10 protein-coding genes are annotated in these 13,878 nt (G+C 61.5%); all 10 read left to right on the top strand.

Annotated elements, in window-relative coordinates:
- The first annotated feature begins 101 nt into the window (after positions 1–101).
- The 10 genes from cotE (at position 102) to ASH01S_RS00110 (ending at position 13,855) form a co-directional block, all read left to right on the top strand.
- A complete protein-coding gene (gene cotE / locus ASH01S_RS00155; protein ID WP_067921622.1) occupies positions 102–638 on the top strand; it encodes an outer spore coat protein CotE in 537 nt (178 codons plus the stop codon).
- A gap of 68 nt (positions 639–706) precedes the next feature.
- Positions 707–2,056 carry a YheC/YheD family endospore coat-associated protein gene (locus ASH01S_RS00150; protein WP_067921619.1) on the top strand — a complete coding sequence of 450 codons (1,350 nt, stop codon included), beginning with the start codon at positions 707–709 and terminating at the stop codon, positions 2,054–2,056.
- A gap of 25 nt (positions 2,057–2,081) precedes the next feature.
- The gene (locus ASH01S_RS00145) at positions 2,082–3,458 is read left to right on the top strand and encodes a YheC/YheD family endospore coat-associated protein (RefSeq protein ID WP_067921616.1); all 1,377 of its coding nucleotides are present in this window, start codon (positions 2,082–2,084) and stop codon (positions 3,456–3,458) included.
- Positions 3,459–3,487: 29 nt separating this feature from the next.
- A complete protein-coding gene (locus ASH01S_RS00140; protein ID WP_067921613.1) occupies positions 3,488–4,948 on the top strand; it encodes a putative amidoligase domain-containing protein in 1,461 nt (486 codons plus the stop codon).
- A gap of 24 nt (positions 4,949–4,972) precedes the next feature.
- A complete protein-coding gene (locus ASH01S_RS00135; RefSeq protein WP_067921610.1) occupies positions 4,973–6,274 on the top strand; it encodes a YheC/YheD family endospore coat-associated protein in 1,302 nt (433 codons plus the stop codon).
- A gap of 152 nt (positions 6,275–6,426) precedes the next feature.
- Complete coding sequence (miaB, locus tag ASH01S_RS00130) at positions 6,427–7,938, top strand: tRNA (N6-isopentenyl adenosine(37)-C2)-methylthiotransferase MiaB (protein WP_067921607.1); 1,512 nt, start codon at positions 6,427–6,429, stop codon at positions 7,936–7,938.
- Positions 7,938–8,384 (top strand): YlbF/YmcA family competence regulator, encoded by a 447-nt coding sequence (locus ASH01S_RS00125; protein ID WP_067921601.1) that lies wholly within the window; start codon positions 7,938–7,940, stop codon positions 8,382–8,384. Before miaB ends, ASH01S_RS00125 begins: the two co-directional genes overlap by 1 nt.
- 50 nt (positions 8,385–8,434) lie before the next feature.
- Positions 8,435–11,098 carry a DNA mismatch repair protein MutS gene (gene mutS, locus ASH01S_RS00120; RefSeq protein ID WP_067921599.1) on the top strand — a complete coding sequence of 888 codons (2,664 nt, stop codon included), beginning with the start codon at positions 8,435–8,437 and terminating at the stop codon, positions 11,096–11,098.
- Entirely contained in the window at positions 11,080–13,047 is a 1,968-nt protein-coding gene (gene mutL / locus ASH01S_RS00115; protein WP_245628867.1) for a DNA mismatch repair endonuclease MutL, read from the top strand. The genes mutS and mutL overlap by 19 nt, the downstream gene beginning before the upstream one ends.
- Positions 13,040–13,855, top strand: a complete 816-nt coding sequence (locus tag ASH01S_RS00110; RefSeq protein WP_245628866.1) for a class I SAM-dependent methyltransferase — start codon at positions 13,040–13,042, stop codon at positions 13,853–13,855. The genes mutL and ASH01S_RS00110 overlap by 8 nt, the downstream gene beginning before the upstream one ends.
- Positions 13,856–13,878 lie beyond the last annotated feature (23 nt).

Below are 13,878 nucleotides of genomic sequence, written 5' to 3'. Positions count from 1 at the left end.
TGCACCTCCCATGGGCAGTTTGCATACTGATGAACTAACCCGGCCTGGGCGGGGCGGCGCGTGAATCGGCTGACAGTCCGGGAAAAGAAGGAGGTTACCGCATGGTACTCTCAGCGAAAGACTTGAATTACCGTGAGATCGTCGCCAACGCGGTATGCGGGCGTGGCAGCAAGTATTCACAAACCACGTACACAGTTCGTCCGACCAACCGGCCCAGCACCATTGGCGGGTGCTGGGTGATGAACCACCACTATGACGCCGAGTTGGTTGGAGACTATGTCGAGGTGCACGGGCGTTTCGACATCAATGTATGGTACTCGTACAATGGCAACTCCGAAACGGCGGTTGCCAAGGATACTGTATCGTATGTAGAGCAAATCGCCCTGCGCGACCTGGATTCCGCATGCGAGCGGGACAGTCGGCAGGTCGAGGTGCGGGTTCTCCAGAGCCCCAACTGCCTTGACGCCACCATTACCGGAAACGGATCGGAGATTCTTGTGCGCGTGGAGAAGGAGATTGGGGTCGAACTGATTGGCCAGACCAAACTGTGCGTGGTCACGGCGGAACTGCCCGAGAAGAAGGACGACGACTTTGCGGAAGAAGACGAGGTATTGGAAGAGGTCGAGATTGAAGACTGAAAATCGGTCGTGCACCCTCGGGGCGTGGGAGCGCCCTCTTTTTGTCGGAACGGGAAGGGGGAGTGCGTATGCTGCTGAAGGTCATGGTCGATACAGATTTGTCCGGTGCACAAATGGATGCGGGAAGTGAACCCTTGCCGCGCACGGTGCGTTACGGCGACAGAACGGTCGCTATCGCGTATCCTGCCGATCCGCCCCCCGTCCAGACTGCGTCGCTTACGCATGACCCCGCCCAGCCGATGACTTGTCGAGTGAGCGAAAGTCTAAGCCGGCAGCTGCGGCTGCCGGCCAATCTGTGTTTGCACCGCAAACTCGAAGCGGACGGGTGGCGATTGGGGCCATGTTTAGGAGTGTATACTCGAGCGTCGGAGGGGCGGCCGTTTGCCTCCCAAACCCGGATGTTGGAGGACCTGGTGGAACTGGGGGCAGAGCTCGGAGTGGATGTGGTGGTGTTGACCCCGGGCTTCTTGGACACGGGCGTGGGCTGGCGGTATCACCTGAACAGCCGTCGCTGGCAAGCGCAGCCGGTGCCTCTCCCGGACATCGTCCTCCGCCGGGCCGCCAGCTTCCCCTCGGCGCCAGCCACAGCTCAGCGTGAGCTGCGGCACCTGGCTGCGGCCGGTCGGTTGCATACATTGGCGCCCGAATACGGAGACAAATGGCGGGTACACCAGGAACTTTCCCAGGCCCCCAGTTTGTCTTCCTATTTGCCGCTGACCCGTCCAGCTCGGTCCGTGGATGAGATTGTCCGCACAACGGCCGAACTTGGCGATGCTTATGTCAAGCCGACACGCCGCGCCCGCGGCGCTTCCATCGTTCGTGTGCTGCGGCGCCATCAAAGCTGGGAGGTCACGTTTAACAGGACACGCCGGACCAAGTTGGGGAGGAAGATGGAAGTGGTGCGGCGGCGTCTGGACGGCGAGCGGGCGGTGCGGCGGTTTTGGAACACACGCCGCTTGACCCCATGCATCGTGCAGCAGACCATACCCGTTTGCCGGTTGCCGAACGGACAACCTGTGGACTTTCGCTGGCTGGTGCAGTTTATTCCTGACCCTGTGGTGACGGCGCGCATCGCCCGCGTTGGTCGGACCCGGGCGGTGACGACAAACCTGCATACAGGCGGCCGGCCAGCGACGGCGGAATCGGTGTTATGTCAATTAGGGTTGGATGCACCAAGCCTGCTGCAGAATTGCGACGACGTGGTGAAGGAGGTGGCTTGTCACCTCTCTCGCTTGCACCATCCGTTTGTCGAGTTGGGCATTGACCTGGCCATTTCGCCCCAGGGCCAGGTCTATCTGCTCGAGGTCAATCCGACTCCGGGTAGGCGGATGCTTAGATTGCTGGGGACCGATGTGCGGGAAATGTCATTACGAAACTGGCTCGAATATGCTATCAACGCAGCCGGGTTTCGGGAGTAGACCTGATGGGAAAGGGGCGGAGCGGATGGACGCGGACGGGCGCCTGACGCTGGAGTGGTTTCCGAGTCCGTATTCCTTGCTGCGTCTCCATCCCCGTACGGCGCAGACCCTGCTGGGGAGGGCGGCGGCATCCTGCGACCTTGTGTGCGCCGGTAAGACCTTCAGCGTGCCGCTTTCTGTGGATGATGCGGTGCCAGAGGGCACCGTCCAGGTCAGCAGTAAACTTGCCCAGGAACTCGCCATCACGGAGTTGCGGGATGAGTTGACTGCTTTCTTTGTCAATGGGAAACTGCGCCTGGGTCCTATCATCGGCATCCTGTGCAATCCCCGCTGGGACGCGCGTAAAGCGCGCCTCAAGCCCAGCCAACAGCAGCCTTTGCTCGACAAACTGGCAGCCGCCGCCGCCGCTGACGGGGCGGTATGCTGCCTTTTCCGCGCGGACGACGTGGATGTGAAGAAAGGAAGGATCCGCGGTTATGTGCTGCGGACCGACCGGTGGGAACCCAGTGAGTTGCCGATGCCGGACGTGATTTATGACCAGGTCATCTCGCGCAAAGCTGAACGCCGCTCGGGCGCGGCCAAGGTGCGGCGGGAGTTGTCGAAAATGTACGGGGAGCGCATCTTCAATGATGGATTCTTCGACAAGTGGCAGGTACACGAATGGTTGACGGCCAATCGACGCACCCGCGCCTGGGTTCCGTTGACCGCTCGTTACACGACGTCGGCGGCCGCCGCGGGGTTCATCGCTCGTTTTCCGTTGACGTACTTGAAACCGGTGCATGGAAGCTTGGGGCTTGGGGTCATCCGGGTAGAGCGCAGCGGAGATGGGTATCAGTGGACCATGCGACGCAAACACGCTCCTGCCCAAGGCGCCTTTGCTGCCAGCGCCGAAGAATTGGTTGAGCGCTTGAAGCCACGGCTCCAATCTCGGCCCTACCTGTTGCAGCAGGGTCTGGTTCTAGCGACCGTGCACCGGCGGCCGTTTGACATTCGCATCTTGATGCAGCGGGACGGAAGCGGTCAGTGGCGTCGCACCAAAATGTTTGCCCGCGTGGCAAGGTCGGGAGAAGTCACCTCCAATCTGAGCAGCGGCGGGGAGGCGTATCCGGTACCAGCCGTGCTTTCCCAGATTGCCGGACGGGGAGCCAAGACGGGGCGTCTCTTGCGCCAAATCCGTCGTACCGCCTGGCATGTGGTCGATGTGGTGGAAAGGGGGGCTGACAAGTCGTTTGCGGAGCTGGGCATTGATTTGGGGATTGATCAGGAAGGACGGGTCTGGGTAATTGAGGTCAACTCCAAGCCTTGGAAGACACCTCAGACCTCCAGAGGGCGCCAGGAATTGACCGAGCTGGCTTTCATCAGGCCGATGCAATACGCGATGCACGTGGCCAAGCAGATTTAAACTTCCGTTTGGGAAAGGGGAAATCGCGCATGGCCTGCTATCTGTTGCATGCGGGGCAGCCCTCCGCCAAAAGGCTGTTACGGCGGGTCAGCGCCTTGCAGGCATACGTCTCCGCCAGCGCGGTGGGAGCCAAGGATGTCATCCTGCGCTGGGGGGCGGCGCGGGAAGCGGATCCGGTCCTCGGCCGCGTCCTCAACCCTGCCCAAGCGGTTGCCCGTACGCGTTCCCGAGTGGCCATGGCACGCTTCCTGCGCCGAGTCGGGATTCGCGCGGCCCGCGAACACACTCGCGATGACGGAGAAGAGCGGTTTCACGGCCAGTTTCGCATTCCGGTGTTCAATATGGCGCCGCTGGCCTGCTTCCGCAGCGACGGTGGTTCCGCGTGGATTAATCAACGCATTCAACGTGTTCAGGAGTCATTTACTGAAGTGCCGCTGGAGGAAGAGCGCTTGACCCGACGGGCGGTCCGCTTGGCGATGCGTACGGTGCACGCGCTGGGACTGGACTTTGGACTGGTCAGCATCGGTGTGTCCGGCAAGGGAATGCTCTCTGTGCTGGACGTGACGCCGAGCCCGGTCCTCACGGGACGGTTGTTGGAACTGTTTGCGGACGCGGTGGACGCCTTCGTGCGCAGCGAGGAGCAGGCGCCGGATACGTACAATGGCGTCCAACTTGGCACCGACATGGAACTGATGTTGCGTAATCCCGCGGGAAAAATGGTGCTGGCCAGCAAATACTTTGGCCGCAGAGGGCCCATTGGTTGTGACGACCGAAGCGTTCGCATGGACGGGAGACGATTGCCGCTTTTGGAATTGCGTCCAGATCCGGACAGCAACCCGCTCGTGGTGGTCAAGCGTCTGCGCGACCTGATGACGGAAGCGGCACTGACCATCAATCGCAAAGGTGTGGAGTGGCGGGCGGGCAGCATGCCCTTTCGGCCGTATTGCACCGGCGGCCACATTCATTTTTCCCATGTTCCTCTGTCCAGCCATTTCGTGCGCGTGCTCGACAACTACCTGGGCCTGCCCCTGGTGTTGGTCGAAAATCCGGAGACATCGGTGCTGCGGAGGCCGCGATACGGGTTCTTGGGGGACGTGCGTTACAAAAGCTGGGGATTTGAGTATCGCACGCCCGCGAGCTTTCTTGTGGATAGAGACGTGACCACGGCGGCCTTCTGTCTCGCGTGCGTATTGGCCGCGCATCACCGGGAGCTTCCGGTCGTCGACGTGTACGACGCGCATCTGCAGACCGCCTTTTACCGTGCGGATCCAACAGAGTTGCGGGCGATTGCGCTGCGCAACCTGGCAAATCTGTCCGGCCTGCCGGTGTTTGAACGTTATCGGGATTACATTCAGCCATTGATTGAGATGATTGAACGGGATGAAGTCTGGGATGAGTCTGTGGACGTGCGGGTGGTCTGGGATATTCCGTTGGCCAAGGTGGCCACGGGACGCCGTCGGGTACGGGTGCGCGCGGCGGTTTCAGGCTGAAAGGGTGGACGGGAGGTGAAGCCCATGGTGCGCGGAGTGGGGCCGCGACTGGTTTGGTTGGACCGCGGCGGTCGACTGGAGATGGCGGTGCTGTGGCGGCGTTCGCGGGGCTCGCGGCGCCAACGGGCGGTGCCCGTCCTTCAGCGGGTGCGCGTGTCCAATCTGCTTCTACCGTGCTATGAATCCGTTCCCGGGCGCGTGGTGTTCAGCGCTCCCTTGACGTGGCAGCGACTAGGCGACGGTGTGGCCGAGGCGGGCCCGGTGTTTGCGATTCTGGCCGGCGGGAGGGATGGCAAATTTGTCGGCAACCGCGCGCACTTTCGCGACCTGATACGGATCGCCAGGGGCCAGGACCAGTTTGTTTACGTATTGCCTGACGACCGTGTCGACGGGGGAGACACGTGGTTGGGGTTTGTCCGTGTCCGATCCGGTGTCTGGCGGCAACTTCCATGTCCACAGCCCCAGGCTGTCTACAACCGCATCCCTCAGCGCCATCTGGAGCGCTCTCCGGTGGCGGTGCGCGCTCGGCAGACCCTGCGCGAGCGGGGGATTCCGATGTTTAACCCGGAGTATTTCAATAAAGCGGTGCTTTACCGTGTGCTCGCTACGTCGGAACTGTCTCATTACCTTCCTCAATCTACGTTCTCCATCACCTCGGCGGCACTGGGGCGCATGCTGGCGCAGCATGGGGGAGTGTATCTAAAACCGGTGGGTGGCAGTATGGGACACGGCATAATGCGTGTTGAGCGAATGCACTCGGGGTATCGCGTGCAGGTTCTGAAAAAAGGGCGCACCAAAAGCTTACATGCTGCCAACCTGGCGGAGGTGCGGCAGGTCGTGAAGCGTGAGCGTATCGGGGGCGCCTATGTGATGCAGGCCGCCAAACCGTTGCTCGACTGGCGCGGCCACCCGTGCGATTTTCGCGTTTTGCTGCAGAAACAAAACGGCGTCTGGCGCGTTGTCGGCGTCGGTGTCCGGGCCGCTGGTGACGGTGTCATCACGACCCACGTTCCCAATGGCGGGTTCATCGTCGACGCAGACTCGGTGCTTCACCATCACTTTGGTCCCCGTCGGGGACAGATTGCCCACGCGCTGGAACGGATGGCCTGCGCGTGTGCGAGACGGATTGATCAATACTATCGGGAACAGTTGGGCGAAATGTCGATGGATATCGGTGTCGACCGAGAGGGCAACCTGTGGTTCTTTGAGGCCAATTCCAAGCCGATGAAGTTCGATGAACCGGAAATTTGGCGTCAAGGCTTGCGCGGCACCCTCATGCACCTGGCTGAACGGGCGGCTGCAGCCCCAGCTCATGCCCGCAGGTAAGTGCAGACAGCCGGGGTTGTTGGATTTTCTCCGACGTGCGCTCGGCTCATGGTATAATAAGATATTGCCGCAGAGCTGCGGCGTATTGCGAAACCCATGAGCGGGCCGGCGGAAGATTCGCCGGAGGTCATCCGCCACAGGAGGGGGAGCGCATGGAGAACCGCATTCAACAACTTCGGGAAGGCCGACTGGTGCCCGGCAAGGGCATCGCCTTCAACACCCATCGGCCGCGTCCCGTGGATTATATTCAATTTGACGTCGATGCCGTCGCGCGCAAGTACGCGGTGGGCACGAAGCCGGGGGGACAGCCGTACCGGTTTCTGATCAGGACCTATGGCTGTCAGATGAACGAGCATGACACGGAGATGATGGCTGGTCTCCTGCGGACTATGGGATACGAGCCGGCGGACGATGTAGAGTCGGCTGACTTCATCTTGTTCAACACCTGCGCGGTGCGTGCGAACGCCGAGGACAAGGTGTTTGGCGAAATCGGTCGGCTGCGGCCCCTGAAAGCGACAAATCCGGAGCTCATTTTGGGCCTGTGCGGCTGCATGGCCCAGGAAGAGAGCGTGCAGGCGATGGTGTTGGACAAGTTTCCGTGGGTAGACTTGGTCTTTGGTACGCACAATATCCATCGCCTTCCGGAACTGTTGACAAGGGCGCGGGAAAGCCAGGAAACGGTCATGGAGGTCTGGGATCAGGCGGCAGCCGCCGTGGAGCAGCTGCCCAAGCTGCGGAAGGACCGGACGCGTGCGTGGGTGAACATTCAATACGGGTGCAACAAGTTTTGCACGTACTGCATCGTGCCTTACACCCGCGGCGCACAGCGCAGCCGGCGACCCGAGGATATCGTCTCCGAGGTAGAGCAGCTGGTCTCCGAAGGGTTCCGGGAAGTGACCCTGCTCGGACAAAATGTCAACGACTACGGTGTGGACCTGGGGGATGTGACTTTTGCCGGGCTGCTTCGCCGCGTCAACGACATTCCGGGCATTGAGCGCATTCGTTTCACCACGTCCAACCCATGGAATTTCACCGACGAGTTGATGGCTGCCATCGCCGAATCGGAGCACGTGGTGGAGCACATTCACCTGCCGGTTCAATCCGGCAACAATCAGGTGCTCAAGCGCATGAACCGTACCTACACCCGTGAGTATTACCTGGCCCTGGTGGAGAAAATCCGCGCAGCGGTACCAGGGGTGCAGCTGACTACGGACATCATCGTCGGGTTTCCGGGAGAAACCGACGAGCAGTTTGCGGACACACTGAGCTTGGTGGAGCAGGTGCGCTTTGACAATGCCTTCACATTCATCTATTCGCCGCGTGAGAACACACCGGCGACGCGGTTTGTCGATGATGTTTCCCCGGAGGAGAAAAAGCAACGTCTGTTCCGACTGAATGAGCTTCAGTACCGAATCAGCCGGGAATTGAACGAACAGATGGTCGGACGGACGGTCGAGGTTTTGGTGGAGGGGCAGAGCAAAACCAATGCGGCGGTCCTGTCGGGTCGCACGCGAGGCAATAAGTTGGTGTTGTTCCCGGGCAGTCCCATCTGGACCGGCCGCTTGGCGCAAGTAGAAATCACAGAAGCTAAAACCTGGACGTTGGCGGGCCGACTGGTCAGCGTGGAATCCGGAGCGGATGCCGATGAGGAGGGACTCGCGTGATGGGTGTGGCCCCAGCCATTGAGTTTTCCCATGAGTCCATTCTGGCCAAGGCGGATGCCATCGCGAAACAGATCGCCAGCATGGATGCATACACACGTTTTTGGCAGGCAAAACAGAAGATGGAACACCACCGGCGGGCCCAGCAGCTGTTTGAGGAACTCAAGCTCAAGACCAACCAAAGCTTGATTCTTAAACAGCGCCTGGCTTCCGACCACCCGAAGGTGATGCTGGCCGACCTCGAGGTGCAGGAGATCGAGGACGAGCTGTGGAAAATTCCTGTGGCTATGCAGTACAAGGAAGCGCAAGCGGAGCTGAACGAGTGTTTGCAGGGCGTGATTTCCGTCCTGCTGGCCCGTTTGGGCCAGGTGCTTCCGGTGGAGCAGGGACCGCGCCAAGGTTGTGGGCGCGGGCATGGCGGCCAGGGATGTGACTGCGGCAGGCGCTAGGTGCTTGGCGATAGGCCGCAAAAATCACGGGCACCCATGGAGGCAGCTTTATGTCCTTAACGCCGATGATGAAGCAGTACCAAGAGATGAAGCGGCAGCATCAAGACGCCTTGTTGATGTTTCGCCTGGGGGACTTTTACGAACTGTTTTTCGACGACGCGGAGACGGCCAGCCGCATCCTGGATATCACGCTGACGGGGCGTGACGCAGGGAGCGCTGGCCGTGTTCCCATGTGCGGGGTTCCGTTTCACAGTGCGGATCAATACATTGCTCGCTTGGTGGACCGCGGCTACTCGGTTGCCATCTGTGAACAGACGGAAGACCCCAAGCAGGCCAAGGGACTGGTCCGCCGTGAAGTTGTCCGGGTCATTACACCTGGGACCAGCGTCCGCGACGAAGAAGTCGGCCATCGCTTTTTGACCGCCATCGTACAGCGGGAAGGTCGCTATGGGATGGCGCTCGTGGACGTTGGCACGGGCGATGTACTGGTAGATGAGCCCACCGCGGTGGATGAAGTCCTGCAGACCTTGCTGCAGTGGTCGCCCGCGGAGGTGCTTGTTACACAGGCTGCGGACGGTTGGGACTGGTTGGCAGATTGGCAGAAGCGCACCGGCGTGCGGATGACCGTGCGGGACTTTCGCGAATCCGAGACACGCTTGCAACAGCGGGTCTTGCAGCAGTTTGCGGCGGATCATCAGACAAGCTTACGACCGCTCGAAAATGGCGCGGCCGTAAGCGCGCTTGGTTTCCTGCTCGCTTACTTGGAAGAGACTCAGAAGCAGAATCTGCTCCACCTGAAAGCGCCGCGCCGGCTACGGGAGGAGAAGTGTCTGGTCCTCGACGCGACTGCCCGTCATCACTTGGAACTGTTGGAGACAGCGCGTACCCACAAGCGGCAGGGTTCCCTGTTTGGATTGCTGGCCAAGACTCGCACGGCTATGGGAACCCGTCTGTTGGGACATTGGATTGAGCGGCCGCTGTGCGACGTCAGAGCCATCGAAGAACGGTTGGATGCGGTGGAGGCCTTGGTCCAGGAGATGATCCTGCGCAGTGAGTTGCAGATGCTGCTGGGTCAAGTCTACGACCTGGAGAGACTGGCGGCCAAGGTGTCGTTTCAGACCGCCCAGGCCCGGGATCTGTTGGCTCTGGCCAAGTCTCTGCGGGTGGTGCCGGAGGTGCGCACCAAGCTGGCGGCAGTGGAAACCGGGCTGGTGCAGCGGTTGCTGCAAGGATTGCCCGACGTCTCGGATTTGGCGGAGGATATTCTGTCCTCCCTCGTGGACGATCCGCCCGTCCACCTGCGCGAAGGGGGCATCATCCGCGAGGGTGTGGACGCCGAGTTGGACGAGTTGCGAGCGCTGGCAAAGGGGGGCAAAGCCTGGTTGACCGCCTTTGAACAGCAAGAGCGGGAACGCACGGGCGTCAAGTCGCTCAAAGTCGGGTATAACCGCGTCTTCGGTTATTACATCGAAGTCTCCAAGGCCAACGCGCACCTGGTTCCGGACGAATACGAGCGACGCCAAACCCTGGCCGCGGCGGAAAGGTACGTGGTGCCGGCGCTCAAGGAGCAGGAATCCCGCATTCTGGGCGCTGAGGAGCGAGCGAAAGAGCGGGAATACGAACTGTTTGTGCAGCTGCGTGAGCGTGTCCTCCGGCGCCTGGACGATGTGCAGGCCACGGCGTCGGTCCTGGCGCAGGTCGATGTCCTGGTGGCTCTGGCCAGTGTCTCTGCGGACAACCGGTATGTGCGTCCGCAGATTCACGAAGGCCGCGGCATCCACATTCGTCAGGGTCGGCACGCTACAGTCGAGGCGATGTTGCCGAACGAATCGTTTGTGCCCAACGACGTCCACCTGGATGAAAACCGCCAATTGGTTCTGTTGACTGGCCCCAATATGGCGGGCAAGAGTACATACATGCGACAGGTCGCATTGATCGTGGTGATGGCGCAGATGGGCTGCTTTGTGCCCGCCGAAGCCGCCGAGATTGGCTTGGTGGACCGTATTTTCACCCGCATCGGGGCATCGGACGACTTGTCCCAGGGACAGAGCACCTTCATGGTGGAGATGGTGGAGCTGGCGCAAATTCTCCACCAGGCTACCCCGAGAAGTCTAGTTCTGTTGGACGAAATCGGACGCGGCACGAGCACGTACGACGGCCTGTGCATTGCGGAGGCGGTGATGGAAAGTCTGCTGCGGCCAAGCCTGTCACCGTTGGTGCTGTTCGCGACCCATTACCACGAACTGACCGACGCGGCAGAGCGATTGCCGAAGGTCGTCAATGCCTCCGTGGCGGTGCATGAGAAGGGCGATACGATAGAGTTTCTGCACACGGTGGTGGATCGACCGGCCGATAAAAGCTACGGGATCCAGGTCGCCCAATTGGCCGGGATTCCGGACGACGTGATTGCCCGTGCGCGTGAACTCCTGACCGTACGAGAAGAGCGCGCAGGCGCCCCGGTTACCCCAAGCGACAGCGTGCATGAGGCGGCGGCAGCGGTGGAACCAGCTGAGCTGGTCACCTCTGCGACATCGCCAGCCGGACAAGGCGCGTCAAGTCAGACTGTGCCGTTATTGCAGGCGGCAGCCCTGTCGTTGCTGGAACAGATGTCCCGGCTCAATCCGTTGGAGATGACCCCGCTGGAGGCACTCAACCAGTTGTATGCCCTGTGCAAAGAGGCGAGGGAGGTATTGGAATGGGATCCATTCAGGTGATGCCCCCATCCCTGGCCAATCAGATTGCGGCCGGGGAGGTGGTGGAGCGCCCCGCCTCGGTGGTCAAGGAGCTGGTGGAAAACAGTCTGGATGCGGGGGCATCCCACATCGTCGTGCAGGTGGATGAGGGCGGCATTGAACGCATCGTCGTCCAGGACGATGGTTCAGGAATGGATGCGGAGGACGCACGCTTGGCGTTTGCGCGTCATGCGACGAGCAAGGTGCGCAGTCCACGGGACCTGTTTCACATCACCACACTCGGCTTTCGCGGCGAGGCTCTGGCTTCGATTGGGGCGGTGGCCCGCGTCGAGCTTTGCACTCGACTGCGTGGTGCCGATGCCGGTGTGAGACTGCGCATGCATGGGAGCCAATGGATTGGCGAAGCGGAGCCGGTCGGTATGGCATCTGGCACCCGCATCGAGGTGCGGGATCTGTTTTTCAATACTCCGGCGCGTCTCAAGTACCTGCGCGCGGTGGCTACAGAACAGGCTCGGTGCCTGGAGGTGGTGCACCGGGCCGCCCTCGGCCGTCCCGATGTGGCCTTTCGTTTCGAGGCGGCTGGCCGGACAATCTTTCAGACCCCGGGCAGCGGCCGATTGGAGGAAGTGTTGGCGGCGCTGTACGGCCCGGCGGAGGCCAAGCAGTTTCTTCCGCTCGTCGGCGAAACGCCGGACTATCGATTGACCGGGTTCATTGGGCGGCCGGAACAGGGCCGCTCCAATCGCGCCCACGGCCATCTGTTCATCAACGACCGACCGATTCGCAACCATCTGCTGCACCAGGCGGTGGTATCCGGCTATCGGGGCCGGCTGATGATCAACCGCCACCCGATGTACGTCATTCGACTGCACATGGATCCAACCCTGGTGGACGTGAACATTCATCCTCACAAGGCGGAGGTGCGGTTGAGCGAGGAGCGGGATGTGACGCGTCTAGTGGAGGACAGCGTGCGCACGGCTTTGGACAGCGCCTTGTTGATTCCGGAACTGAAGTATCCGCCCTCGCACCGTCCGTCCGAGCAAAGGCAGGCGGACAAGGGGCGGCGGGAATTTCGTTGGCAGTCGCAGTTGGCTTTGGAGCGTCCGGCTGAGTTTCGGAATTCCGGCGGTCATCAATCGTCCTCCCGCCAAGATCGGCAAGTGGAAGGGCGGCTGATAGAGCGGGTCTACGGAGCTGTCGAGACGGGGAGGATGAGCGCAGCGCAGGCGGATCCACACGTTACACGTCAGGCTCCCGAGCCCGAGGGTCTGCCGCAGCCTGGCGCGCCATTGGCCGAGCGGGAGGCGGCGGGTAGACGACCGGATCGCAATCCGGATATGGAGCCCCTTGAAGCGGCCGCACCCGCTACCCAGGACAGTGGCCGGGTACTGTCCCGACTGCGCCCGATAGGGCAGGCTTTGAATATGTATATCGTCGCCGAGGATGGAGAGAGTCTCTATTTGATTGACCAGCATGCAGCCCATGAACGGGTGTTGTACGAGCGCTTCAAAGCTCAGATGGAAGCGGACGATATCCGCGTTCAGCCGCTGCTGACGCCGATTCCGCTGACCCTGAGCGAGCCGGCGCGCGCCCTTGTGTCTGAACAGCGCCGGGTTCTCTCTGCAATGGGGCTGGAGTTGGAGGAGTTCGGGGGCCGCGACGTGGTGCTGCGGACCGTGCCGGAGATTTGGGAAGGGCTGGATGCGGGAGCTCTGGCAGAGGAAGTGCTGGAGTCGCTCAGGGACCTTCGAGCCGGTCAAGACGTCCGCGAGGTCATCCAAGACCGCGTCATCACGCGCGCGTGCAAGGCCGCTGTGAAGGCCCACCAGCGCCTGTCGATGGCGGAGATGGAGGCCTTATGCGCGTCTCTGTCGGAGGTGGAGGATCCGTTCCACTGTCCACACGGGCGGCCGGTTTTGCTCAAGTGGACGAATCGGGACTTGGAAAAGGGGTTCAAACGGATTGTCTGACGCGGTTTGGATGGGGGTGGAGACTCGGGATGCCGTCTGCGTGCCGCCTTGGCAGGAAACCGCGCAGACGTGGGAGCGGGCGCGCCGCATGGGGGCTTGGTTTGGTGTGCGTGCGGTGCGGCGCAAGCATCGCAGCTTGGCCCGCATCCTGCGTGACGAAGGGGTGGCGGCGGTGCTGGTGGCGGATGCCGAGCCCACCTGGTATCACGCACAGGATTTGCAGCACCCGTTCCGTTTCCACCCAGGGATGGCCTGGCTGCGGCTGCAGGCGATGGAGCAGGGGCAGTCGGATCGGTTGTTGACGGCTGCCGACATCGCTCCCGGCGACACGGTGCTGGATGCGACGCTGGGCATGGGGATGGATGCCCTTGTTCTGGCGGCAGGGGTTTCGGACACCGGCCGGGTCATCGCCTGCGAGTCGTCATCTGTGCTGGCCCGCACGTTCACGTGGGCTATCCGCGAACGGCAAAAATATGAACCGCGCTTGGCCGAGGTGCTGGCAAGGATTGAGGTTCAGGAACGAGAACACGCAGAGTGGCTGTCGGGACTCCCCGACGATTCGGTGGATGTGGTCTATTTTGATCCGATGTTTCGCCGGGCGCCCGACAGGACGACGCCGCTGGATGCCATACGCCCGTTTGCCAGTCCACAGCCGTTGTCGGACCGGGCATGGAGAGAAGCCTGTCGCGTGGCGCGCAAGGCTGTCGTGCTGAAGGAGCGGCCGCACAGCGGCGAGTTTGAGCGATTCGGTATCCGTCCTGACAAGCCATCGGCTCGTTTTGCCTACGGAGTGTGGCGAAAGCGTTGAGGAGACAGGGGGCAGAGCCACAG

Origin of the sequence: Alicyclobacillus shizuokensis NBRC 103103 (genome assembly GCF_001552255.1) — a bacterium.
Classification (GTDB): domain Bacteria; phylum Bacillota; class Bacilli; order Alicyclobacillales; family Alicyclobacillaceae; genus Alicyclobacillus_G; species Alicyclobacillus_G shizuokensis.
The sequence above is the reverse complement of the archived record's forward strand: the minus strand, read 5'-3'. Positions and strand labels throughout refer to the sequence as shown.

Excerpts from the sequence above, each read along its gene's own strand:
- cotE (WP_067921622.1), top strand. The coding sequence starts at position 102 with ATGGTACTCTCAGCGAAAGACTTGAATTACCGTGAGATCGTCGCCAAC.
- ASH01S_RS00150 (WP_067921619.1), top strand. The coding sequence starts at position 707 with ATGCTGCTGAAGGTCATGGTCGATACAGATTTGTCCGGTGCACAAATG.
- ASH01S_RS00145 (WP_067921616.1), top strand. The coding sequence starts at position 2,082 with ATGGACGCGGACGGGCGCCTGACGCTGGAGTGGTTTCCGAGTCCGTAT.
- ASH01S_RS00140 (WP_067921613.1), top strand. The coding sequence starts at position 3,488 with ATGGCCTGCTATCTGTTGCATGCGGGGCAGCCCTCCGCCAAAAGGCTG.
- ASH01S_RS00135 (WP_067921610.1), top strand. The coding sequence starts at position 4,973 with ATGGTGCGCGGAGTGGGGCCGCGACTGGTTTGGTTGGACCGCGGCGGT.
- miaB (WP_067921607.1), top strand. The coding sequence starts at position 6,427 with ATGGAGAACCGCATTCAACAACTTCGGGAAGGCCGACTGGTGCCCGGC.
- ASH01S_RS00125 (WP_067921601.1), top strand. The coding sequence starts at position 7,938 with ATGGGTGTGGCCCCAGCCATTGAGTTTTCCCATGAGTCCATTCTGGCC.
- mutS (WP_067921599.1), top strand. The coding sequence starts at position 8,435 with ATGTCCTTAACGCCGATGATGAAGCAGTACCAAGAGATGAAGCGGCAG.
- mutL (WP_245628867.1), top strand. The coding sequence starts at position 11,080 with ATGGGATCCATTCAGGTGATGCCCCCATCCCTGGCCAATCAGATTGCG.